This window comes from uncultured Sphingomonas sp., from assembly GCF_964243315.1.
Taxonomy (GTDB): domain Bacteria; phylum Pseudomonadota; class Alphaproteobacteria; order Sphingomonadales; family Sphingomonadaceae; genus Sphingomonas.
Window position 1 is genome coordinate 61272 of the sequence record NZ_CAXTEM010000008.1, and the last position, 22995, is coordinate 84266.

At 68.9% G+C, this 22995-nt stretch carries 24 protein-coding genes; 13 read left to right on the plus strand and 11 right to left on the minus strand.

Annotated features, from left to right (window positions below; translation table 11 throughout):
• Positions 1-13: 13 nt before the first annotated feature.
• The gene (gene mscL, locus ACFE77_RS04540; RefSeq protein WP_375420438.1) at positions 14-445 is read right to left on the minus strand and encodes a large conductance mechanosensitive channel protein MscL; all 432 of its coding nucleotides are present in this window, start codon (positions 443-445) and stop codon (positions 14-16) included.
• A gap of 105 nt (positions 446-550) precedes the next feature.
• Here mscL and ACFE77_RS04545 point away from each other — a divergent pair, with 105 nt between their 5' ends.
• Genes ACFE77_RS04545 through ACFE77_RS04560 form a run of 4 tightly spaced genes read left to right on the plus strand, consistent with a single transcriptional unit; the run spans position 551 to position 3223 of the window.
• Complete coding sequence (locus ACFE77_RS04545; RefSeq protein WP_375420439.1) at positions 551-1135, plus strand: LemA family protein; 585 nt, start codon at positions 551-553, stop codon at positions 1133-1135.
• Between the two features lie 35 nt (positions 1136-1170).
• Positions 1171-2043, plus strand: a complete 873-nt coding sequence (locus ACFE77_RS04550) for a TPM domain-containing protein (protein ID WP_375420440.1) — start codon at positions 1171-1173, stop codon at positions 2041-2043.
• Complete coding sequence (locus tag ACFE77_RS04555) at positions 2043-2711, plus strand: TPM domain-containing protein (protein WP_375420441.1); 669 nt, start codon at positions 2043-2045, stop codon at positions 2709-2711. The genes ACFE77_RS04550 and ACFE77_RS04555 overlap by 1 nt, the downstream gene beginning before the upstream one ends.
• Positions 2708-3223, plus strand: a complete 516-nt coding sequence (locus ACFE77_RS04560) for an NUDIX hydrolase (protein WP_375420442.1) — start codon at positions 2708-2710, stop codon at positions 3221-3223. The genes ACFE77_RS04555 and ACFE77_RS04560 overlap by 4 nt, the downstream gene beginning before the upstream one ends.
• A 7-nt stretch (positions 3224-3230) precedes the next feature.
• On the opposite strand, the gene ACFE77_RS04565 is transcribed toward ACFE77_RS04560, so the two are convergent.
• Together ACFE77_RS04565 and hrpB are read right to left on the minus strand one after the other, a co-directional pair.
• Complete coding sequence (locus ACFE77_RS04565) at positions 3231-3512, minus strand: ETC complex I subunit (RefSeq protein WP_375420443.1); 282 nt, start codon at positions 3510-3512, stop codon at positions 3231-3233.
• A gap of 9 nt (positions 3513-3521) precedes the next feature.
• Positions 3522-5963 carry an ATP-dependent helicase HrpB gene (gene hrpB / locus ACFE77_RS04570; protein ID WP_375420444.1) on the minus strand — a complete coding sequence of 814 codons (2442 nt, stop codon included), beginning with the start codon at positions 5961-5963 and terminating at the stop codon, positions 3522-3524.
• Between the two features lie 290 nt (positions 5964-6253).
• Here hrpB and ACFE77_RS04575 point away from each other — a divergent pair, with 290 nt between their 5' ends.
• On the plus strand, positions 6254-7255 hold the full coding sequence (locus tag ACFE77_RS04575; protein ID WP_375420445.1) for a cation diffusion facilitator family transporter: 1002 nt from the start codon (positions 6254-6256) through the stop codon (positions 7253-7255).
• A gap of 164 nt (positions 7256-7419) precedes the next feature.
• On the opposite strand, the gene ACFE77_RS04580 is transcribed toward ACFE77_RS04575, so the two are convergent.
• Complete coding sequence (locus ACFE77_RS04580; protein WP_375420446.1) at positions 7420-8439, minus strand: polyprenyl synthetase family protein; 1020 nt, start codon at positions 8437-8439, stop codon at positions 7420-7422.
• 106 nt (positions 8440-8545) lie between these two features.
• Here ACFE77_RS04580 and ACFE77_RS04585 point away from each other — a divergent pair, with 106 nt between their 5' ends.
• Positions 8546-8824, plus strand: coding sequence for a chorismate mutase (locus ACFE77_RS04585; RefSeq protein ID WP_375420447.1), 279 nt, complete (start codon positions 8546-8548; stop codon positions 8822-8824).
• A gap of 1 nt (position 8825) precedes the next feature.
• On the plus strand, positions 8826-9485 hold the full coding sequence (locus ACFE77_RS04590; protein ID WP_375420448.1) for a thymidylate kinase: 660 nt from the start codon (positions 8826-8828) through the stop codon (positions 9483-9485).
• Between the two features lie 104 nt (positions 9486-9589).
• On the opposite strand, the gene ACFE77_RS04595 is transcribed toward ACFE77_RS04590, so the two are convergent.
• The 6 genes from ACFE77_RS04595 to ACFE77_RS04620 form a co-directional block, all read right to left on the minus strand.
• Positions 9590-11299 (minus strand): DEAD/DEAH box helicase, encoded by a 1710-nt coding sequence (locus ACFE77_RS04595; RefSeq protein ID WP_375420449.1) that lies wholly within the window; start codon positions 11297-11299, stop codon positions 9590-9592.
• 60 nt (positions 11300-11359) lie between these two features.
• Positions 11360-12208 (minus strand): HpcH/HpaI aldolase/citrate lyase family protein, encoded by an 849-nt coding sequence (locus ACFE77_RS04600; RefSeq protein WP_375420450.1) that lies wholly within the window; start codon positions 12206-12208, stop codon positions 11360-11362.
• A complete protein-coding gene (locus ACFE77_RS04605; RefSeq protein ID WP_375420451.1) occupies positions 12205-12657 on the minus strand; it encodes a MaoC family dehydratase in 453 nt (150 codons plus the stop codon). The genes ACFE77_RS04600 and ACFE77_RS04605 overlap by 4 nt, the downstream gene beginning before the upstream one ends.
• Before the next feature lie 26 nt (positions 12658-12683).
• Positions 12684-13478, minus strand: coding sequence for a hypothetical protein (locus tag ACFE77_RS04610; RefSeq protein WP_375420452.1), 795 nt, complete (start codon positions 13476-13478; stop codon positions 12684-12686).
• Positions 13479-13945: 467 nt separating this feature from the next.
• A complete protein-coding gene (locus tag ACFE77_RS04615; RefSeq protein WP_375420453.1) occupies positions 13946-16129 on the minus strand; it encodes a PQQ-dependent dehydrogenase, methanol/ethanol family in 2184 nt (727 codons plus the stop codon).
• Between the two features lie 104 nt (positions 16130-16233).
• A complete protein-coding gene (locus ACFE77_RS04620) occupies positions 16234-16746 on the minus strand; it encodes a MarR family winged helix-turn-helix transcriptional regulator (protein ID WP_375420454.1) in 513 nt (170 codons plus the stop codon).
• 315 nt (positions 16747-17061) lie between these two features.
• On the opposite strand from ACFE77_RS04620, the gene ACFE77_RS04625 reads away from it, so the two are divergent.
• Positions 17062-17304 (plus strand): PspC domain-containing protein, encoded by a 243-nt coding sequence (locus ACFE77_RS04625; RefSeq protein WP_375420455.1) that lies wholly within the window; start codon positions 17062-17064, stop codon positions 17302-17304.
• Here ACFE77_RS04625 and ACFE77_RS04630 read toward each other — a convergent pair.
• A complete protein-coding gene (locus tag ACFE77_RS04630; RefSeq protein ID WP_375420456.1) occupies positions 17301-19016 on the minus strand; it encodes a class I adenylate-forming enzyme family protein in 1716 nt (571 codons plus the stop codon). The two genes, ACFE77_RS04625 and ACFE77_RS04630, sit on opposite strands and share 4 nt — an antisense overlap.
• A gap of 65 nt (positions 19017-19081) precedes the next feature.
• Here ACFE77_RS04630 and lgt point away from each other — a divergent pair, with 65 nt between their 5' ends.
• From lgt to ACFE77_RS04655, 5 genes are all read left to right on the plus strand, one after another.
• On the plus strand, positions 19082-19966 hold the full coding sequence (lgt, locus tag ACFE77_RS04635) for a prolipoprotein diacylglyceryl transferase (RefSeq protein WP_375420457.1): 885 nt from the start codon (positions 19082-19084) through the stop codon (positions 19964-19966).
• A 141-nt stretch (positions 19967-20107) separates the two neighbouring features.
• The gene (locus ACFE77_RS04640; RefSeq protein ID WP_375420458.1) at positions 20108-21172 is read left to right on the plus strand and encodes a class I SAM-dependent methyltransferase; all 1065 of its coding nucleotides are present in this window, start codon (positions 20108-20110) and stop codon (positions 21170-21172) included.
• The gene (locus tag ACFE77_RS04645) at positions 21169-21684 is read left to right on the plus strand and encodes a GNAT family N-acetyltransferase (RefSeq protein WP_375420459.1); all 516 of its coding nucleotides are present in this window, start codon (positions 21169-21171) and stop codon (positions 21682-21684) included. The genes ACFE77_RS04640 and ACFE77_RS04645 overlap by 4 nt, the downstream gene beginning before the upstream one ends.
• On the plus strand, positions 21681-22445 hold the full coding sequence (gene pgeF / locus ACFE77_RS04650; RefSeq protein ID WP_375420460.1) for a peptidoglycan editing factor PgeF: 765 nt from the start codon (positions 21681-21683) through the stop codon (positions 22443-22445). The genes ACFE77_RS04645 and pgeF overlap by 4 nt, the downstream gene beginning before the upstream one ends.
• A 53-nt stretch (positions 22446-22498) precedes the next feature.
• Positions 22499-22995, plus strand: a 497-nt coding sequence (locus ACFE77_RS04655; RefSeq protein ID WP_375420461.1) for a PLP-dependent transferase, incomplete at its 3' end; no start/stop codon positions are given.

Here is a 22995-nt window from a genome sequence, read left to right on the forward strand (position 1 = left end):
GCCCGCGGCCCGGTCAGACCCGCGGACGCGCCTGCAGTTCGTCGCGAATCTCGCGCAGCAGGGTGATGTCGGCAGGCTCGGCGACCTGCGGGACCTCCGCCTTCGGCACCATCCGGTTTACCGCGCGGATGATCATGAAGACGATGAACGCGATGATCAGGAAGTTGACAGCGGCGGTGATGAACGCGCCATAGCCGAACAACGGCACACCCGCCTTCTTCAGCGCGCCATAATCGGTCGACCCGGCCAGCGCCGCCGGGACCGGCCCGAGTGTCACGAAGTAGCTCGAGAAATCGAGCCCGCCGAATATCCGCCCGATGATCGGCATCAGCACGTCGTCGGTCAGCGAGGTCACGATCTTGCCGAACGCGGCACCGATGATCACCGCCACCGCCAGATCGAGCACGTTGCCGCGCATGACGAAGGTCTTGAACTCTTTCAGCATGCGCAGGCCCCGATCATGATGGTGCCCATAGGCTAGGTCACGATAGGCTATTCGCCAAGCCCGCAGCGTGTACTATATCGATGGCACAGAGCCAGGAGGGTGTTCATGACGCTACGTTTCATCGCTGCCGCCGCCATGGCCGCTTCGCTCGCGGGGTGCGGGATCAATTCGATCCCAACCGCGGAGGAAAAGGTCAACGCGCGCTGGGCCGATGTCCAGAACGACTATCAACGCCGCGCCGATCTCATCCCCAACCTCGTCGCGACCGTGAAAGCCGCGGGCGCGCAGGAAAAGAGCATCCTCGTCGAGGTCACCCAGGCCCGTGCCGGCGCCAATGCGGTGACGCTGTCGCCCGAGGAGTTGAGCGATCCGAGCAAGGTCCGCCAGTACGAACGCGCACAGAACAATGTAAGCCTGTCGCTCCAGCGCATGCAGGAGGCGTATCCCGAGCTGAAGTCGCAGGGCAATTACACCACGCTGATGAGCCAGCTGGAAGGCACCGAGAACCGCATCGTCATCGCTCGCCGCGACTACAACACCGCGGTGCAGGAATATAACACGCGGATCCGCACCTTCCCCGACGCGGTCGGCGCCAAGATCTTCTACGGCGCCAAGCCCAAGGTGCCGTTCCAGGCAACGAGCGCCAATGCCGAAGTCGCGCCGACCGTGAACTTCGGGAACGGCGGCTGACCCGCGGCGGCGGGCGGCGGCGGCTGGAGGCGGCGATGCGCGCGATCTCTTCGGTGCGGTCGATCGCCTGGCTGGCGTTGCTGCTCGCCATGCTGGCTCCCGCGGTCGCGGCGGCACAGACTTTTCCGCCCTTCACCGGGCTGGTGGTCGATGCCGCCAACGTCCTGACGCCCGAAGCGGAGGCCGATCTGACCGCCAAGCTCGCGGCGCTGCAACGCGATACCAAGCGCCAGCTGGTCGTGGCGACGATCCCCGACCTGCAAGGCTACCCGATCGCCGACTATGGCTATCGCCTCGGCCGTGCATGGTCGGTCGGGCTGAAGGACGTCAACAACGGCGCGATCCTGTTCATCGCACCGAACGAGGGCACCGGGCAGCGCGGCCCGCGGATCGAGGTCGGCTATGGCCTGGAGCCGGTGCTTACCGACGCACTGTCCAGCGTCATCATCAACACCAAGATGATGCCGCTACTGAAAGCCGAGAACGTCTCGGGCGCGATGATCGCCGGCGCCGACGCGATCATCGCTCAACTGCGTGCGTCGCCGGACGAGGCGAAGGCGCGCACCGACGCCGCGATCGCGGAATTCGACCGCACGCATCGGCAGAACCAGTCCAGCAGCGGTGGCGGGTTCCCGATCTCGCTGATCTTCTGGTTCGTCATCCTCGCCTTTGTCGTGCTGCCGATGCTGCGCGGCCGCGGACGCGGGCGGGCGTATCGAGGCGGCGGCGGCGGCAATCTGCCGATCGTATTGTGGTCGATCGCCAACGAGATCGGCCGCGGATCGGGTGGCGGTGGCGGCAGCTGGGGCGGCGGTGGCGGTTCGTCGGGCGGCGGCTGGGGCGGCGGTGGCTTCACCGGCGGCGGCGGCGGGTCGTTCGGCGGCGGCGGCGCGTCGGGGGATTGGTGATGATGCTCGACGACGATCGCGCCAGCGTCAGCGCCGCAGTCGCTGCGGCCGAGCTCGGCACCGCGGGTGAGATCGTCACGATCGTCGCGCCCGAATCGGACGCCTATCACGACGTCGCGCTGCATTGGGCGGTGCTGGCGATGCTGCTCGTCCTCGCGCTGCTGTCCGCCTGGCCGAGCCTCGTCGACCCGCTCTATGCGCTGGTCGCGGATCCCTGGACCATGGCGATGCCTCCCAGCGCGCTGCTCGGCGCTGCGTTGGTGCTCGTCACGCTGGCGTTCCTGCTGGTCCGCGTCGCGCTGGCATGGCGGCCGCTGCGGCTCGCACTCACCCCGCGTACGACCAAGGCACGGCGTGTCCGCCGCCGCGCGATTACGCTGTTCCGGGCGAGCGCCGAGCGGCGCACCAGCGGGCGCACCGGCGTGCTGCTCTACCTGTCGCTCGCCGAACATCGCGCCGAGATCGTCGCCGACCAGGCGATCCATTCGCGGGTCGCGCCCGAAGTCTGGGGCGATGCGATGATCGCGCTGATCGCGGCGGTGCGCGACGGCCGCGCCGGCGACGGCATGGCCGAGGCGGTGACCCGCATCGGCGTGGTGCTCGCCGAGCATTTTCCGCGCCGTGCCGACGACATCAACGAACTTCCCGACCGGGTGATCGAGCTATGACCGAGACGATGTGGCAAGGCCGTTTCCTCAGCGTCCACAAGGACGGAACGTGGGAATATGCCGCGCGCGCCAACGGCATCGCCGCCGCGGTAATCGTCGCGGTCGACCGCGACGGCTGTCTGTTGCTGGTCGAACAGTACCGCGTGCCGGTCGGGCGCAACTGCCTGGAACTGCCCGCCGGGCTGGTCGGCGACGACAGCGCGGGCGAGAGCGTGACGACGGCAGCGGCGCGCGAGCTGGAGGAGGAGACCGGCTACCGCGCGACCGCGATCGAGGACCATGGCGTGTTCTGCTCGTCCCCCGGCATGACCTCCGAAACCTTCTCGCTGGTCGTCGCCCGCGGGCTCGACCGGGTCGGCGAGGGCGGCGGCGAGGAGGGGGAGAACATCACCGTCCACCGGGTGCCGCTCGCCGAGGTGGGCACGTTCGTCGCGCAGAAGCGCCGCGAGGGACTGGCGGTCGATGCGAAGATGCTGCTGGTGCTCGGCGCGGGAATCCTCGCCGGGCTGTAGCCGCGTCCTACCGGAAATTGTCCGCATACGCCTGCAGCTTCAGCGACTTCACCGGGGTCGGCACCACCGTATAGTCGAATCCTTCGCGCGTGCAGTAGGCGATCGCCTCCGCCTCGCTGGCGAAGCCGAGGCGAAGCTGGTCGCGGGTGTCGCCGCTGCCTGCCCAGCCGGTCAGCGGATCGGCGTGCTTGGCTTCGGCGGGTTCGAATTCGAGTTGCCAGGCGGCAGTCCGGTGGTTGCCGGATTGCATCGCGTTCTTGGGGCGCTGGAAGATACGGGCGTGGGGCATGCGCGTCCTCTATCCTTTCTGCTGCCGGCGTGCATCCGCATTTTTCGTCCGCAGCGTCGCGGTGGCCGCGGCGGGATCGTCGGGCCAGGGATGCCGGGGGTAGCGCCCGCGCATCTCGCGCGCGACCGCGGCCCAGCTGCCCGCCCAGAAGCCCGGCAGATCGCGCGTGGTCTGGATCGGCCGGCCCGCGGGCGAGGTCAGGCTGAGCACCAGCGGCACCCGCGCCTCGCCGATTACGGGATGCTCGGCCAGCCCGAACAGCGATTGGGGCCGCAACTCGACCCTAGGACCACCCTCCGCGGCATAGTCGATCGCGTGCGTGCTGCCGGCGGGGCTCGTGAAGTCGGGCGGCGCGAGCCGATCAATCTGGCGCAGGCCTTCCCATCCGATCAGCGTTCGCACCGCGTCGGTCAGCATAGCCGAAGGAATCGCGTCGAGCCGGCGGCGCCCGGCCAACAGGGCGGGCAGCCATTCGTCGAGCCGCTCGATCAGCGTCGCGTCATCGAGCGGCAGCCCGGCATAGGCTGCCCGTGCGCGCAGCGTCTCCGCCGAGGCACTCCACGGCAGCAGCGCGAGGCCGTGTTCGCGCACGCCATCGAGCAGCGCGCGCGCGATCGCATCGGGGTCGGCGCCCGAATCGGGTCCCGACGATAGCCGCAGAGCGCCGAGCCGGCGCTCGCGCAAGGTGACGACGCCGCCGGTCGCGGGATCGAAGGCGACGGTGCGGCGATGCTCGATCGTGTCCGCGAACAGCGCCTCGATCGTCGCGAGGTCGAGCGGCGCGGCGGCGAGGATGCGCGCGCCCGACGCCGCGCCCTGGGTATCCGCCACCGCCAGCCATTCGTGTCGCGCCAGCCCGGCGGCCTGATCGAGGCGGAAGCCGCGGCCACCCGCGGACGCCCACGCCTCACCCGACGCATCCCGGCGCCGCGACACCCGGTCGGGAAAGCCGAGCGCGATCGGGATGCCCGCGGCGAGATCGCCATGATCCTCACGCCGATCGTCGCCGCCGACGCTCGCCGCCCAGCGGGTCGCCAGCCCCCGCGCGGCTTGCGCCTTGCTGCCGCGTTCTCCGCGCCACCGGCGCAACCGCGCTTCGATGTCGGCATCGTTGCCCCCCAGCCCGCGCTCCGACAACAGCACCGCAACCTCAGCCGCAACACCGCCGAGCCCGAGCGACGCCGCGCGCAGCAGCATGTGCGCCAGCCTTGGCGGCATCGGCAGCGCCGCGATCGCACGACCATGATCGGTCGGGCGCGCATCCGCGTCGATCGCGCCGATCCCCTCCAGCCGCTGCCGTGCCTCGGCGATTGCGGCGGCGGGCGGCGGATCGATCCAGCGCAGGTCGCGCAGGTCGCCGACCCCCCAGATCGCGCCGGCCAGCACCAACCCCGACAGATCGGCTTCGAGGATCTCGGGCGGATCGAACCGCGGCAACCCCGCGGTCGCCGCCTCCTCCCATAGCCGGTAGGCCACCCCCGGCCCCGGCCCCTGCCGCGCCGCACGGCCGGCACGCTGCACCACCGCCGCCTGGCTGGCGCGTTCGGTCACCAGCCGGGTCATGCCCGCCTGGCGATCGTAGCGCGGCCGGCGCGCGAGCCCCGAGTCGACGACGACGCGGACCCCGGGGATCGTCAGACTGGTTTCCGCGATCGAAGTGGCGAGGACGAGCTTGCGGCGGCCGCCGGGCTCGACCTGGATCGCGGCGCGCTGCAGCGGCGGATCGATGCTGCCGTGGAGCAGGTGGAGCGCAATGTCGTCGGGCAGGCCCGCGAGCCGATCCGCGACCCGCTCGATCTCCGCAACACCGGGCAGGAACACCAGCACGCCACCCACCTCGTCGCGGAGCGCGCGGCGCACCGCGCTGGCGACCTCGTCCTCGATCCGCGCCTCTGCGCGGCGGCCGATATGATGCAGCGTCAACGGGTACGCGCGACCTTCGCTCTCGATCACCGGCGCGTCGTGCATCACCGCGGCGAACCGCGCGCCGTCGAGCGTCGCGGACATCGCGATCAGCCGCAGATCGGGCCGGAACCCCGCCTGCGCATCGAGCGCGAGCGCGAGCCCGAAATCGCCGTCGAGGCTGCGTTCGTGCACCTCGTCTAACAGCACCGCGGATACCCCGCCGAGTTCGGGATCGGCTTGGATCCGGGCAACGAAGATGCCCTCGGTGATCACGGTAACGCGGGTCTCCGCGGATCGCCGCGTGTCCATCCGAGTGGCATAGCCGAAGGTCCGCCCGACCGGCTCGCCCGCATTCGCCGCCATCCGTTCCGCCGCGGCCCGCGCGGCGAGGCGGCGCGGCGACAGGATCAGGATCTCCCCGGTGCACCAGGGTTCGTCGAGCAGCGCCGGCCCGACCGCGGTGGTCTTGCCCGCGCCCGGCGGCGCGACCAGCACCGCATTGGGCGAGTCGCGCAGGTGCGCGAGCAGCGCCGGCAGGACCGCCATGACCGGCAGCGCGGACGGCGAATGTTGACAAAGTTGAGGGTCACTGATGACGCGATCCGGGTGTCCGGGGGCGGACAGCGCGGTAATGTCGTCGGGACCGGGTGCTGACGCGGGCATGCCGGGGCTATCGCACGATCGGGGCCGTGTAGGACAGGGGCGCGACCTCTACTGCTCGCCACCTCGCCGCTGCTTGTGCTCCCGCGAAGGCGGGACTCTGCGAAAGTTTCGGGGTTCGCCAACACGTTCGTCACCCCGGATCGAGTCCGGGGTGACGGAGGCTGAGGGGGTGGATGTCGCCCGGTCCTCGGCTATGCTTGGCGTCCACGGAGACCGACTTGGCCGATCATCACAACCATTCGCATGACGGCGATCATGATCATGCCGGCCATGGCCACGGTGGGCACGCACATGGCGGGCACGGGCATCATCATGCGCCCGCCAATTTCGACCGCGCCTTCGCGATCGGGATCGGGCTCAACATCGCCTATGTCGCGGCTGAGGCGGGGGCCGGGCTGTGGACCGGATCGGTCGCACTGCTCGCGGATGCGGGGCATAATCTGTCGGACGTGCTGGGGCTCGCGGTCGCGTGGGGCGGCGCGGCGCTCGCGCGGACGCCACCGTCGAAACGCTTCACCTATGGGCTGAAGGGATCGACGATCCTCGCCGCGCTGACCAATGCGCTGCTGCTGCTGGTCGCGCTCGGCGCGATCGTGCTGGAGGCGGGCAAGCGGTTCGCGGAACCGCCGCCGGTCGCGGGGCTGACCGTGGCGACGGTCGCGGCGATCGGCATCCTGATCAACGGCGCCACCGCGATGCTGTTCGCGCGCGGACGCCACGGCGACATCAACATTCGTGGCGCGTACCTGCACATGGCGTCCGACGCTGCAGTGTCGGCGGGGGTGGTGATCGCGGGTATCCTGATCTGGTGGACCGGGTTCGGCTGGATCGATCCGCTCGTCAGTCTCGCGATCGCGGGGATCGTGTTCATGCAGACCTGGTCGCTGTTGCGCGAGACCGTCGAGATGTCGCTGGCCGCAGTGCCGCGCGGGATCGATTTCGATGCGGTGACCATGGCGCTGCGAACGCTGCCTGGGGTCGAGCGCTGCCACGACCTGCATATCTGGCCGATGTCGACCACCGAGCCCGTTCTGACCGCGCATCTGGTGATCCCGGCGGGGCATCCGGGCGATGCATTCCTGGCGGAGGCGCGGGAAATGCTGCACCGCCGCTTCGGGATCGGGCATGCGACCTTGCAGGTGGAGACGGGGGCGGCTTGCGACGGGTGTGAGTAGCTGGCCTAATATCGTGGCGATCGCGCACACCTTCTTCCGTCATTCCCGCGTGGGCGGGAATCCAGACTGGCGAACATTACGGATTGAAGTGAGAGGCTAGCCAGTATGGATCCCCGCCTGCGCGGGGATGACGGTCTTAAGAAGTGGCTGCCCTACGTCGCGCCTCAATAAGCCCGCGCCACCGCGAATTCGACGGCTTCGACCATCGCGTCCTTGGCGGTGCTGTTCGCGAAGCCGCCGATCGCGTCGATCGCGCGCTGGCCGTAGTGGCGGGCGCGGGCGAGGGTGTCGTCGACGGCGCGGCTGCGGCGGACCAGATCGATGGCGTGCGCGAAGTCGTCGTCCGTGTCGCGCCGGCCCTCGATCGCGTCCTTCCAGAACTTGCGATCGTCGGCGTCGCCACGCGCATAGGCGAGGATCACCGGCAGGGTCATCTTGCCCTCGCGGAAATCGTCGCCCGCGTCCTTGCCCATCGTCCCCGCGTCCGAGACATAGTCGATCGCGTCGTCGACCAGCTGGAACGCGATGCCGAGGTTGCGGCCATAGGCGTCGAGCGCCGCCTCCTCGCCCTCGGGTCGTTCCGCGACCACCGCGGCGATCCGGCACGCGGCGGCGAACAACGCGGCGGTCTTGGCGTTGATGATGTCGAGATAGCGATCCTCGCCGAGATCGATGCGGCGCGCGGCGGTGAGCTGGTTGACCTCGCCTTCCGCGATCACCGCGCTGGCGTTGGACAGGATCTTCAGCACCTTCAGGCTGCCGTCCTCGACCATCAGTTCGAAGCTGCGGCTGAACAGGAAGTCGCCGACCAGGACGCTGGCGGGGTTGCCCCAGATGATGTTGGCGGTGCGCTTGCCGCGGCGCAGGTCCGATCCGTCGACGACATCGTCGTGGAGCAGCGTCGCGGTATGGATGAATTCGACCGCGGCGGCGAGGCGGTGATGGCGGGCGCCGGTATAGCCGATCAGCCGCGCGCTCGCGAGCGTCAGCATCGGCCGCATTCGCTTGCCGCCGCCCGCGATCAGGTGACCCGCGAGTTCGGGGATAAGCGGGATCTGCGACTGCATGCGATCGAGGATCACCGCGTTGACGCTGTTGAGATCGCCCGCGACGAGTTGGAGCATCGGCTCCAGCGAAGGCTCGCGCCCCGAAGCGCTGTCGAAACGGTGGATCGTGGCGCTCATCGCGCCGCCGCTGTGACGCCTGGGGCCGGCAAAGGCAAGCCTTGCCCGCGCCCGGCAATGCCGCCTAGGGAGAATTGCTTGGCTGCGGCCGCGGGGGTGTACGCTGATGGTCGACGACGTGTTGCAGGGTTATCGCAAGAGCATCGACAATATCGATGCCGCGCTGGTCCATCTGCTCGCCGAACGGTTCAAGGTGACCCAGGCGGTGGGGCGCTACAAGGCGACCTCGGGCCTGCCGCCCGCCGATCCGGGGCGCGAGGAGCGCCAGATCCAGCGGCTGCGCAATCTGGCCGCGGAAGCCGAGCTGGACCCCGAATTCAGCGAGAAGTTCCTGCGCTTCATCATCGACGAGGTGATCCGCCACCATCAGCAGCTGCGCGGCTGACATGGCGGTGCTGGTCGCGATCGAGGGCGCGGACGGCGCGGGCAAGGCGACTGCGGCGGCGGCGGTGGTCGACGCATTGCGCGGGGCGGGGCGGACTGCGGAGGTGATCTCGTTTCCGCGCTATACCGATACCGTCGGCGGGCATGTGCTGGGCGACTTTCTAGCGGGGCGGCTGCCGCACGCGATGTCGCCGCGGGCGCTCGCGACCTTGTACGCGCTCGATCGATTCGAGTCGCGGGATCTGGTGTTGGCGACGGCGGCGCGGTGCGACGTGGTGGTGTTCGACCGCTACATCGCGTCGAACATGGCGTACCAGGCGGCGAAGGTGTCGGCCGAGGAAGCGCCGAACCTGATGCGCTGGATCGTCGCGCTGGAGACCGGGCAGTTCGCGATGCCGGCGCCGGACCTGTCGATCTATCTGGACACGCCGCTCGACGTTGCGCGGGCGCAGATCGCGCGGAAGCGCCAGCGGTCATACACCGACCAGACCTATGACGCGCATGAGGCGGACGATGCGCTCCAGCGCGGGGTGCGGGCGGCTTATGCCGCGCTCGTCGACGGCGATCTGCTGGGGCGGTGGCAGCGCGTGGTTACGGGCCGCGGGGGTGCGATGCGCCCGCCGGCGGAGATTGCCGCGGAGATCGTGGCGGCGATCACCTAATCTTCCGTTCGTTTCGAGCGAAGTCGAGAAACTCGTGCCGAGCGCGCGGAACCGGTTTCTCGACTTCGCTCGAAACGAACGGGAGGAGGGGGTGGCGTTCGTTTCTACCGCCGCCGGCCGGCCTGCGCGTTCGACGGACGATGCGGGCGCGGGCCGCCGGGGCCGCCCGGGCGCGGGCCGCCACGCGGTGCGCCGCGCGGGGTCGCGGGGGGGCCGTTGCCGGCGATCGGCTCGATCGCGACGCCGTCGTCCTCGTCCGCCGATCGCACGAAGGCGGACATGAAGCGGCTGGCGGTGCCGCGCGGGATCTCGAACTGGGTCTCGTTCGGGCCGATGCGGATCGCGCCGACCTCGTTCTTGGTGATGTGACCGCGGCGGCAGATCAGCGGCAGGATCCAGCGCGGGTCGGCGTTCTGGCTGCGGCCGATGTTGAGGCGGAACCACACGGTGTCCTCGAACCCGCGGCGCGGACCTTCGGTACGGGTCTCCGCGGCCGCGTGCGGCGTATCGCGGTCGATCATCTCCTCGGGCTCGGGCAGCGCGCCGCGCGCCTGGTGGACCAGCGCGATCGCGAGTTCCTCGGGCGTCTTTTCGGCGAGCAGGCGCTGTGCCAGCGCGCGATCGGCGTCGTCCGCCTCGATCGGCGCGAGCAGGGTCTCGAGCAGGCGCTCGCTGTCCTGTGCGCGGATGTCGTCGGCGCTCGGCACCGGCACCCATTCGAACGCGATCCGCGCGCCGCGCAGCATGCCTTCGACACGGCGGCGGCGCGGATAGGGCACGATCAGGATCGCGGTGCCCTTCTTGCCCGCGCGACCGGTGCGGCCCGAACGATGCTGGAGCGTCTCGGCATCACGCGGGAGCTCGACATGGACGACGAGGCTGAGCGTCGGCAGGTCGATCCCGCGCGCCGCGACATCGGTCGCGACGCAGACGCGGGCGCGGCGGTCGCGCAGGGCTTGCAGCGCCTGATTGCGCTCGGTCTGCGAATGCTCGCCCGACAACGCCACAGCGCCGAACCCGCGCTCGACCAGTGAGGCGTGGAGGTGGCGGACATTGTCGCGGGTTGCGCAGAACAGCATCGCGGTCTCCGCCTCGTGGAAGCGGAGCAGGTTGATCACCGCATTCTCGATATCCGAGGGGGACACCGCGATCGCCTGATAGGTGATGTCGCCATGGCCGCGGTCTTCGCCGACGGTCGAGATGCGGAGCGCGTCGCGCTGGTATGCCTTGGCTAGGGCCGCGATCGGGCGCGGGATGGTCGCCGAGAACAAGAGGGTCCGGCGTTCCTTCGGCGTGGCGTCGAGCAATGCCTCGAGTTCGTCGCGGAAGCCCATGTCGAGCATCTCGTCGGCCTCGTCGAGCACCGCGACCCGCGTGGCCGACAGATCGAGCGCGCCGCGTTCGAGGTGGTCGCGCAACCGGCCCGGCGTGCCGACGACGATGTGCGTGCCGTGGCCTAGCGAGCGGCGTTCCTTCGATGCGTCCATGCCGCCGACGCAGGTGCTGATCCGCGCGCCAGCCTTGCCGAACAGCCACATCAGCTCGCGACTGACCTGGAGTGCGAGTTCGCGGGTCGGCGCGACGATCAACGCCAGCGGCAGGCCGGGCGGCGGCATCGCGCCTTCGCTCATCAGCTCGTCGGCCATGGCGAGGCCGAAAGCGACGGTCTTGCCCGATCCGGTCTGCGCGGACACCAGCAGGTCGCGACCGCGCGCGCCCTCCTCGATGACCGAGGCCTGGACGGGCGTCATGGTGGTGTAGCCGCGCGCGGAAAGCGCTTCGGCGAGAAGCGGGGGCAGAGTCGAGAATGGCATGATCGGCCCAGATGGGCGCTTCGATGCCGAACGGCAAGGTGATTCCGGCTTCGCGGTCGTTCAGCCTGCCCCGCCCCCTGCCCCGGCGCGGGCCAGGATCGCACGCGCCTGCTTCAGGTGAGGCGCGTCGATCATGCGGCCGTCGAGCTGGAAAGCGCCGCGATCGGGCTGCGCTGCGAAGGCGTCGACGATCTTTCGTGCGGCGTCGATCGCCGTTGCATCGGGCGTGAAGGCGGCGTTGATCGTCGCGATCTGGCGGGGGTGGATCGCCATCATGCCGGTGAACCCGTCACGAGCGCCGCGGCCGGCATAGGCGGCGAGGCCGTCGAGATCGTCGAGCGCGGGATAGACCGTCTCGATCGCCGCGACGCCCGCGGCATGCGCGGCGAAGAGCGCGAGCGATCGCACCATCTGGTAGGGCGCGGTGTAGCTGCCGTCCGCCTCGCGACTGGTCGCCGCACCGATCGCGGCGGGCAGGTCCTCCGCGCCCCAGGTCAGCCCGCAGAGATCGCCCGCGACCTGGCCATAGTCGCCGAGCGTGAAGATCGCCGCGGGCGTTTCGGTCGCGATCGGCAGGATCGGCGGGCATGCCGCGCCCCAGGCTTCCTGCACCGCGGTGATTGCAATGATGCTTTCGGCTTTCGGCAGCATCAGTGCGTCGGCGCCGCGTGCGGCAGCGACATCGTCGGCGAGCATCCCGGCATCAATCGGGTTGATCCGCACCAGCCGCAGCACGCCGGGTTCGGAAGTCGCCAGCGCGGCCGCCACCGCCTCGCGCGCGAGCGGTTTGCGTGCCGCCGACACCGAATCCTCCAGGTCGAGGATGATCGCGTCGGCCCCGCTCGCTGCAGCCTTGGCGAAGCGTTCGGGGCGGTCGGCGGGGACGAACAGGAGCGAGCGGAGCCTCATGCCGGGGACCGCGACAGCAGCGCGGTGCGCAGGCATTGGCAGACGATCTCGTCGCGCTGGTTGGTCAGCACGTGGCGGAAGGTCACCAGGCCGGCGGTCGGCCGCGACTTGCTGTCGCGCAGCTCGACGACCTCGGTCTCGGCGCGCATCGTGTCGCCGATGAAGACCGGATGCGGCATCACCAGTCTGTCGTAGCCAAGATTGGCGACCAGCGTGCCGAGAGTGGTGTCGCCGACCGAAAGCCCGACCATCAGCGCGAAGGTGAAGGTGCCGTTGACGAGGATGCGGCCGAACTCGCTCGCCTTCGCCGCCTCTGCATCGAGATGCAGCGGCTGCGGATTGTGGGTCATCGTCGAGAACAGAAGATTGTCGGTCTCGGTCACGGTACGGCGGATCTCGTGGACGATCCGGTCGCCGACGGTCCATTGGTCGTAATATCGGCCGGCCATTCACGTCTCTCCTGTCGCACGGGCGGTCACTTCACCTTCATCTCGCCGCGGATGAAATCGAAGCGGATCCGGACCCAGGCACCGACCATCTTCTTGCCGCCGATCCGCGGCGGCAGCACGCGAAATTGCCACGCAGCTTGCCGAAGCCCGCGTGCCAGCCCCGATCCCGGCGGCGATTCGCCAAGCGAGCGACAATTGTCGACATGATAGTCGGCGATCGTCTGGCAGGCGATCAGCGCCCAGCTGCCCGGCGGTCGCGACGGTGGCAGGTAGAAATCGAGCTGCGACGAGGTCGGCTCGGTATACCATTCCGCGTTGTAGAGCCGCGCACCGCCGGGTCCCTCGCCCGGGCCATAGGCCGAGCCGCTGTTCTTGCCCGCGCCCGCACCCTCGCCGTCGCCGCCCGCATCGTCGGCGTCACCGGGGCGGGCGGGGATCTTCGAGATATCGGCGGCGTCGAACAGCTCCATGCCGCCTGCCATCAACACCGGCGGCGGGGCTGGCGAGGAGGGCGGCGTGGTCGCGGCGGGAGGCGACGGATCCTTGCGCGCCCGGGGCGCGGCGCCGCCGCTCGGCGTCTTGACCTTGGCGACGGTGCGGTCGCGCGGCAAGGGCGTCGGCGTATCCGCGCGATCGGGAAGCAGCGTGAATTCGGTCGGGCGCTTCTCGATCACGCGCGGGGCGGGCGGGGGTGGCGCGAGCCGGAGCAGCAGCCACACGATCAGCAGATGCGCCGCCACCGTCAGCGCCATCGATGCGGCACGCCGCCTGACCGACGCCTGTCGGAAGTCCGGCACTGGCAGGGAGGACGCCGAACGCATGCCGGAGCCGCCTAGACCCGGGCGCGGGGGATCGCCAGTGGGTTATTCCGTGGTGCGGAGGGACCGCCGCCGGGTCTTCACCTTACCGGGGCCGCCTCTTCCAGGAGGATAGCGCGGGTGTCGCCGAGTAAGAGCTAGATGCGCGCAGGGACGCGGAGGACGCCGAGGTGGTGCGCTCGCGGCAGCTACACGACTCCACCCTAGGTGCCTCTTGTCACTGCCGATCAGGCGGAGGACCGCTGGCGCGGCAGCCGCAGCTTCTCGGCGTTCTCCGCGTCTCTGGGCGACGATCATCCTGTCATCGCGCGCTAGAGTTCACCACCCCGGCGAAGGCCGGGGCCCAGGTGGAGACGGAACGTGACGACGCCCATCCTAAGTTACGAGCTGCTCCCAACTGGGCCCCGGCCTTCGCCGGGGTGGTGAAAAGGGGTGAGGTCAAAGACCGGGTCCCCACCGACCGCCCCCAATCATTGCCCCCGATCGGCCGACAAATTCTTGCCTGCCCAGCGTGCCTCGTCGACGACGTAGTAGCGCACCAGCTCGGCTTGAGCGGGCGTCATCACCTTGGCGAACCCGATCATGCCGTTGTCGGCGAGGACGCCGTCGATCAGGATGGACTTCCACGCTTCCTTGTCCGCGAGCGTCGCCGAGCGCTGGAGATTGGGCAGTACGCCGCCGGTGCCCGCGCTGGCGCCGTGGCAGACCTGGCAATAACGGCCGAACAGCGCCTGCCCCTGCGCGACCTGCGCCGGCGTGCCGATGGCAGCGGGTGGCACGAAGGCGGTACGATCGGGTGCGGACGGCGTTGGAAGCCGGGCGCGCCCGCCGAGCTTGAAGACCAGCAGCCGCGGGACGTTGGGGACATCGCGCGCCTGCCCGATCGCATAGCCGATCGCGAGCGGCAGCGCGCCACCGCGCCCGGTCAAGACCGCGACATATTGGGTGTCGCCGATCATGTAGGTGCTCGCGCCCGCCATGATCCCCGAGCCGACCGGATAGGCGAAGAGCTGCTTGCCGCTGTCGGCGGCATAGGCGCGGAATTCCCCGAGCGCGGTGCCCTGGAACACGAGATTGCCCGCGGTAGCCATCGTGCCGCCGTTCCACGGCGTCGGGTACGCCACCCGCCAGCGCTCGCGGTTCGCGACCGGGTCCCACGCGACCAGCGCGCCCGAGGCGCCGGTGGTGATCGTCTTCACCGTGGCGACGTCGCGCGGGTACATCGAATTGCCGGTGTCGAGACCGACGTTGAAGCCGATCGGGCTGGGCGCCTTTTCCGCATCTGTAGATGGCGGGATGTAGGCCATGCCGACCTGTTCCTGCGCGGGGATGTAGACCAGCCCGGTGCGCGGCGAGAAGCTCATCGGTTGCCAGTTGTGCGCCGCGAGCGCCGACGGCACCGCGAGGAACGGCTTGCCGGTCTTGTAATAGCGTGCTGCGGGGTTCTCGACCGGGCGGCCGGTGGCGAGGTCGTAACGCTCCGCCCAGTTCACCGCCTTCACGAACTTGCCCGCATTGACCAGCTTGCCGTCGGTGCGATCGACCACGAAGAAGAAGCCGTTCTTGGGCGCCTGCATCAGCACCTTGCGCTGGACGCCGCCGATCGGCAGCGTCGCGAGGATGATCGGCTGGGTCGCGGTGAAGTCCCAGGTTTCGCCCGGGGTCTCCTGGTAATGCCATAGATAGGCGCCCGTATCGGGCTTCAGCGCGACGACGGACGAGACGAACAGATTGTCGCCCTCGCCCTCCGATCGCAGCCCATGATTCCACGGCGAGCCATTGCCGACCCCTAGATAGAGCTGGTCGAGTTCGGCGTCGTAGACGATCGCGTCCCATACCGTACCGCCGCCGCCCGATTGTTTCCACTGGCCGTTCTTCGACCAGGTCGCGCCCGCCTTCGCCTTCAGCACCGCGTCGGACGCCTCACCATCGGCGGCACCGGTCGGGTTGGGAACGGTGTAGAAGCGCCACTTCTTCGTGCCGGTGGTCGCGTCGTAGGCGGTGACGTAGCCGCGCACGCCGAATTCGGCGCCGCCATTGCCGATGATCACCATGTCCTTCACCACCCGCGGCGCGCCGGTGATCGTATAGGGCTTGCTGTCGTCGGTGGTCTGGACCGACCAGGCGGGCTTGCCGGTCGCCGCATCGAGCGCGATCAGCCGGCCGTCGATCGTGCCGACATAGAGCCGTCCCTTCCACGCTGCGACGCCGCGATTGACGACGTCGCAGCATGCCTGCGCGCCCTTCGCCTTGTTCACGCCGGGGTCGAAATCCCACAATCTCGCGCCGGTCAGTGCATCATAGGCGAACACCTTCGACCAGGGGCCGGTGACGAACATCTTGCCGTCGATGACGATCGGGGTGGCTTCCTGCCCGCGCGCGTCGGGCAGGTCGGCGGACCAGGCGAGGCCGAGTTGCGCGACGTTGGCGGCGTTGACCTGGGTCAGCGGGCTGAAGCGTTGCTCGTCGTAATTATAGCCGACCGCGGCCCAGTCGCGGCCGTCGCCCAGACCGGTCAGCGCCTTCGCGTCGACGGCGGCGATGGCAGTCCTTGTAGTAACCGTCGACGCGGCGCCGATCGGACCGCGATCCGCCGTGCCGCAGGCCGCGACCAGCGCGAGTGCGCCCATAGTCCACCAGCCGGATTCGCACATCGCTCTCTCCCATGACCCTCAATCCCGGGGTCTTGGGTGAATGCTCGCACGAAGCGGCGGGCGTGTACAATAATGCACCGCCCGCCACTTGCCCTCAGATCCGCTCAAACGTTTGCACTACTCGCGTGCAAAAGGCTGCGGATGTTTTCCTTCACCCGTGCCAGCGTCTTCTCGGTGATCTTCAGGTCGCGCTCCGATACGCCTTCCAGCACGTGGTCGTTGAGCTCGGCGCCCACGGTCTGCATCTGGCGGATCGTCTCGAAACCCTTTTCGGTGATGAAGATCCGGCGGGCGCGGCGATCGCGGGCGTCGAGGCGGCGCTCGACATGGCCGCTCGATTCGAGCCGATCGATCAGCCCGCCGATCGTGACCTTGCCGACGTCCATGTCGCGCGCGAGGTCGACCTGCATCGTGCCGTTGTTCGATTCGCGCGACAGATAGGCGAGCACCGACCATTGCGACCGGGTGACGCCCAGCGGCTTCATCCGGTCGTCGAACAGCGTCCGCCGCATCCGTGACACGTCGTGCACGAGGAAACCGAAGCGGAACGGCTGCGCCGTCGGCTTGGTCACGGTATCCAGCTCGGCTTCTTCGTCGACTACCAGTTGTTTCGTCATGCTGTCCATTGCCATTCCCACCATGTGTCAGAGCAGTGATCGATTCACTATCCGATAATATAGGATAAACTACTCCGGTATGATACGTAGGTTGTAGTTTCCTGTGCCGACGCGGGACGGTGGTCACGACTTCTCGGCGGAAGCGAATCGGTGGCGAGAATCGCCAGATTGTGGCGAGCGATCTGTGGCATTGCGCCGATGCCTCGCGGCGCGACGCACGTAAGCCGTTGCACTGTTAGGTTTTTTAGAACTGGCACATAGCTTGCGATCCCTGGATCATCAGCGCCGACGCTCGGCGCACTTGAGGACCAGACCATGCCCGCATCGCCATCACCGTTGTTTGACCGCCCCGACACCTTCTTCGGTGTATGCGAAGGTCTAGGCCAGGATCTCGGCTTCAACGCCAACTTCCTGCGCGTCCTGTTGGGCGTCGCGGTGTTGTGGAACCCGGGCGTGGTGATCGCCACCTATCTGGTGCTCGGGCTGGCGGTCGCGCTGGCGCGCTGGATCTATCCGATCGCGATCGATCAGGCCGCCGCGCAGGCCGGCGCCAATTAAGCGGCGGCCCGTGCCGCCAAGGCGCGGTAGGTGTTCTTGAGGCTGACCTTGTCGATCTTCTCGGTGCCGAGACGCGGCAGCGGCACTGCCGAGATCCAGATCCGGCGCGGCACCTTGAACGCCGCGATATGCGCTTCGAGGAACGCGCAGAGTGCGTCCTCGTCGATCGCCTCGCCATCGCGCAGGTGGACCACCGCGCCGGGCACCTCGCCGAAACGCTCGTCGGCGAGCCCGAACACCGCCGCCTCGGCGACCGCGGGATGTTCGTACAGCGCGGCTTCGACCTCCAGGCAGCTGATATTCTCGCCGCCGCGGATGATGATGTCCTTCTTGCGATCGACGATGAACATATAGCCGTCGTCGTCGAGATAGCCGATGTCGCCGGTGCGGAAATAGCCGTCGGCGGTGTAGGCGGCGGCGGTGGCGTCGGGCCGGTTCCAGTATTCGACGAAGTTGCAGATCGTCCGCAGGCAGACCTCGCCGCGCTCGCCGGTCGGCACCGGGCGGCCGTCGTCGTCTAGGATCGCGAGGTCGACCAGCGGCGCCGACGGCCGTCCCGCGGAATTGGGCTTGGCGAGGTAGTTGCTCCGCCAATTGCCGGTGCCGACGCCGTTGGTCTCGGTCAGGCCGTAGCCGATCAGCGGCGCGCCCTTGCCCTCCGGCGTGCCGAGTTCGGATTCGATGCGGCGGACATGCTCCTCCGGACGCGGCGCGCCGCCCGCAGCGAAGTCGGTGACCGTCGACAGATCGTACTTGGCGCGGTGGGGATGAGTGAGGATCTCGAAGCTCATCAGCGGCACGCCGACGAAATAGGTGATGCCCTCCGCCTCGATCAGGCGCATCGCTTCCTCGGCATCCCATTTCGGCATCAGCACCAGCTTGCGGCCCATCGCGAAGCTTTGCAGGAACACCGGCACCTCGGCGGTGACGTGAAACAGCGGCACGGTCAGCAGGGTCGAGGGCTGCCCCTCCGGCAGGTTGCCGTCCTGCGTCGCCAGCCCGACCATCATCATCGCCTGCGCGAGATAGTTGAAGATCGCCTGGACGATTCCGCGATGATCGGCGAGCGCCCCCTTCGATTGACCCGTCGAGCCCGAGGTGAACAGGATCGTCGCACGATCGAGCGGGCCGACCGAGGGCAGCTCGATCGCGTTGAGATCGCCGGCGACCAGCGGCGCGAGCGCGGCGGCGAGCGACTGCGCGTTGTCGATCACCACCACGGCGGCCTTCAGCGACTCGATCTCCCCCAGCCGCCGGGCGCGGGGCGGATCGGCGAACACCAGCGTGCAATCGACCTCGCCGATCGCGGTCGCGAGTTCTTCCGACTGCCACCAGCCGTTGAGCAGCGTCGCGATCCCGCCCGCCATCAGGATGCCCATGTAGAGCGCGATCCAAGACGGCGAGTTGCGCATCGCGATGCCGACGCGGTCGCCGATCGCGATGCCGTGGGTGCCGACCAGCGCGCGGGCGACCTGCTGTGCCGCTGCGAAGACCTCGGCAAAGGTCAGCCGCTCCTCGCCGGCGACCAGAAAGGTCGCCTCGGCATGCTGTGCGCAGTAATGGGCGAAATAGGCGGGGAGCGACGGCGGTGCGGCGGCGATCGTCGGCAGCGAGACACCGAACCGCTCCGCCGATCCGAGCGCGAGCATGCCGCCCTCGCCCGTGAGCGCCGCCATCGTCGCATCCATGCGCCGGTCGAGTTCGGTCCGCATCGCTCTCTCCGCTTGGTCTTGTGCCTTTGCAGCTTTATGCAGGCCGCAAAGCTAAGGGGGAAGCCTTGATCCTGTCGATACTCGCCGCCGCATCCGGCGACCCCATCCGCTTCGCCGATCTCGGGCTCAGGCCGGAGGTGTTCTCGATCGGGTTCTTCACGCTGCGCTGGTACAGCCTCGCCTATATCGCGGGCATTTTGCTCGGTTGGTGGTATCTGCTGAAGCTGATCGCGCAGCCCGGCGCCCCGATGGCGCGGCGTCATGCCGACGACCTGGTATTCTACGCGACGCTGGGGATCATCCTCGGCGGCCGGTTCGGTTACGTGCTGTTTTATGCGCCCGACATGCTGCTCCATCCGCTGCGGGTGCTGCGGCTGTGGGACGGCGGGATGTCGTTCCATGGCGGGGTGATCGGCACCTCGATCGGGCTGATCCTGTTCGCGCGCAAACACCAGCTCAACTGGCTGCGGGTGCATGATTACATCGCGTGCTGCGTGCCGTTCGGGCTGTTCTTCGGGCGGCTCGCCAATTTCGTGAACGGCGAGCTGTGGGGCAAGCCGACCACCGCGGCCTGGGGCATCGTATTCGATCGCACCGTGCCGTTCGGAATGGTCGAACCCGCGCGGCACCCGAGCCAGCTCTACGAGGCGGGGCTGGAGGGGCTGGTGCTGTTCGCGGTGCTGTGGTTCGCGTTCTGGCGGACCAAGGCGCGGTACGATCCGGGCAAGCTGGTGGGGCTGTTCGTGCTTGGCTACGGCATCGCGCGGTTCGTGGTGGAGTTCTTCCGCGAACCGGATTCGCAATTGCGCGCGTTCGCGGAGCGGACCGGGTTGCACATGGGCCAGTGGCTGTGCGTGCCGATGATCGTGGGCGGTGTGTACCTGATCGCGACGTCGGCGCGGCGGCGGGTGCGGGTGGAATCGATCGCCGGGCAGGAGAGCGTGGCGTAGCGCAGCGACTAGCCCTGCTCCCCTTTCGCCACCCCGGCGGAGGCCGGGGCCTAGGTGGGAGACGATTGTGGTGAGGGGCAGCACTGCGTTACATCGACCCTCCCAACTGGGCCCCGGCCTTCGCCGGGGTGGTGGAATTAGATGAACGACGCTCTCTCCCCCACGATCTCCCCCACCCTCCCCCTCGCCGAGCGGCTCGCCAGTGCGATGACGGTCGCGGGGCCGATGTCGGTCGCGCAGTTCATGGCCGCGGCCAACGCGCATTATTACGGCACTCGCGACCCGCTGGGATCGGCGGGCGATTTCGTCACCGCGCCCGAGATCAGCCAGATGTTCGGCGAGTTGATCGGGCTGTGGTGCGCGGATCTGTGGGACCGGGCGGGGCGGCCCGAGATCGCGTGGGTGGAGCTCGGTCCGGGACGCGGTACTCTAGCGGCAGATGCGATGCGCGCGATGGCCAAGGCGGGGCTGACCCCCGCGATCCATCTGGTCGAGACCAGCCCGGTGTTGCGCCGCGCACAGGCGGAGCGGGTGCCGGGGGCGACCTGGCACGACGCGGTCGACACGCTGCCGGCCGATGTCGCGCTGATCGTCGTCGCCAACGAATTCTTCGACGCAATGCCGATCCGCCAGCTCATCAAGCGCGACCAGTGGCACGAGCGGCTGGTCGCGTGCCAGGACACGCTGTTCCTGCCGATCGCGGGCAAGCCGATCCCGGCTGAGATTGTACCCGCACCGTTTCGCGACGCACCGCCGGGATCGATCATCGAGGCGAGCCCGGATGCGGTGGCGATCGCCCGCGTGCTCGCGCGACGGATCGCGGCGCAAGGCGGGGCGTTGCTCGCAATCGACTATGGCTATGAAGGACCGGCATTGGGCGAGACGTTGCAGGCGGTACGCGGTCATGCCGCAGCCAATCCGTTCGCGGACCCGGGCGCGCAGGATCTGAGCGCGCATGTCGATTTCGCGACGCTCGCCGCGGCGGGGCAGGCGGAGGGCGCGGTCGCGTGGGGGCCGATCGCGCAGCGCGACCTGCTCGGGCAATTGGGGATCGACGCGCGGACCGCGGCGCTCGCGCGGACCGCACCCGATCGCGCCGACGCGCTGCTCGCCGACCGGCGGCGGCTGATGGAGGACATGGGCGAGCTGTTCCGGGCGCTGGCGCTCACGGCGCCGAGCTGGCCGGCCCCGGCGGCATTCGCATGATCGACTATCGCGACGCACGGCCCGACGACGGTCCCGCACTCGACGCGATGGCGCGCGCGATCTGGATCGAAACCTTCGAACACACCGCACCCGCCGCCGATATCGCGGCCTATGTCGCCACCGCCTATGGCCCCGACGGCGCGCTGCTCCGCGACCTGCATGATCCCGCGATCCACTTCCGCCTCGCGGTCGAGGATGGCCGGATCGTGGGCTATGCGAAGCTGTCCCGGCCCTGGGTCGTCGAGGCGGCGAGCCAACCGCATGCGCTGCAACTCAGCCAGCTCTACGTCGTCGCCGACCGCCACGGCCACGGCATCGCGCAGGCGCTGATGGACTGGACGATCGACACCGCACGCGGCCGCGGCGCCCCGGCGCTGTTCCTCACCGTATTCGAACACAATCCTCGCGCACGGCGCTTCTACGATCGCTACGGCTTCGTCCATGTCGGCGATTACGCGTTCCACACGGGCACGCAGATCGATCGCGACGAGGTGATGAGATTGACGCTGTGAGCGGCGTCGAGGTGATCCGCGCGCGAGCGCTGACCGGTGTCGCGCACGGGTTTCTCGGGCGACGTGGCGGGGTGTCGACCGGGATCATGGCGGGGCTGAACGTCGGCCTCGGATCGGACGACGATCCTGTTGCGGTCGCCGAGAACCGCCGGCGCGCGACCGACGCGGTCCTGCCGGGCGCGCGGCTGTGCACGCTCTACCAGGTGCATTCGGCCGACGCGGTCACGGTGCTGGCGCCCTATGACGACGCGTTGCGACCGCATGCCGATGCGCTGGTCACCGACCGGCCGGGCTTCGCGCTCGGCATCCTCACCGCGGATTGTGCGCCGGTTCTGCTGGCCGACGAAGCCGCGGGCGTGGTCGGCGCGGCGCATGCGGGGTGGAAGGGTGCGCTCGGCGGAGTCACAGACGCCGCGATCGTGGCGATGGAGACGCTCGGCGCCCGCCGCGACCGTATCGTCGCCGCGATCGGCCCGTGCATCGCGCGCGCCAGCTACGAGGTCGACGCCGCCTTCGCCCGACGCTTCGCCGCGGCCGATCCCGAGAACGAGCGCTTCTTCGCCGAGGGCCGCGAGGATCATCACCGATTCGACCTCGAAGCCTATGTCGCGCACCGGCTGGCGAACGCGGGCGTCGTCCGGGTCGAGGCGCTCGGGCTCGACACCTATGCCGACCCGGATCGCTTCTACAGCTATCGCCGTGCAAGCCACCGCGGCGAAACCTCGTACGGCCGGCAGATCGCGATCATCGGCAGGCAATAGTTTCCATTGAGACCAAATCGGGATATCATCGGCATCCAATAATGGAGAGCATGATGGCCGAACCGACTGCCCCGAGCGAAGCCGAGATGAGCGGCGTGGAAGCGCGGGTCTCCCCCAAGCACGCGGTCGACGAAATCGGCGGGCGCAAGCTGAAGCCGTCGACGCTGATGATGGGGCATGGCTATGACCCCGCGCTGTCGGAAGGATCGCTGAAGCCGCCGATCTTCCTGACCTCGACCTTCGTCTTCCCCAATGCGGCGGCGGGCAAGCGGCATTTCGAGGGCGTCACCGGGAAGCGCCCGGGCGGCGCCGAGGGGCTGGTCTATTCGCGCTTCAACGGCCCGAACCAGGAGATCCTCGAGGATCGGCTCGGCGTATGGGAAGAGGCGGAGGATGCGCTCGCGTTTTCCAGCGGCATGTCCGCGATTGCGACCCTGTTCCTGGCGATGGTCAAACCCGGCGACACCATCGTCCATTCGGGCCCGCTCTATGCCGCGACCGAGACGCTGATCGGCCGCGTGCTCGGCAAGTTCGGGGTCAAGTGGCTCGA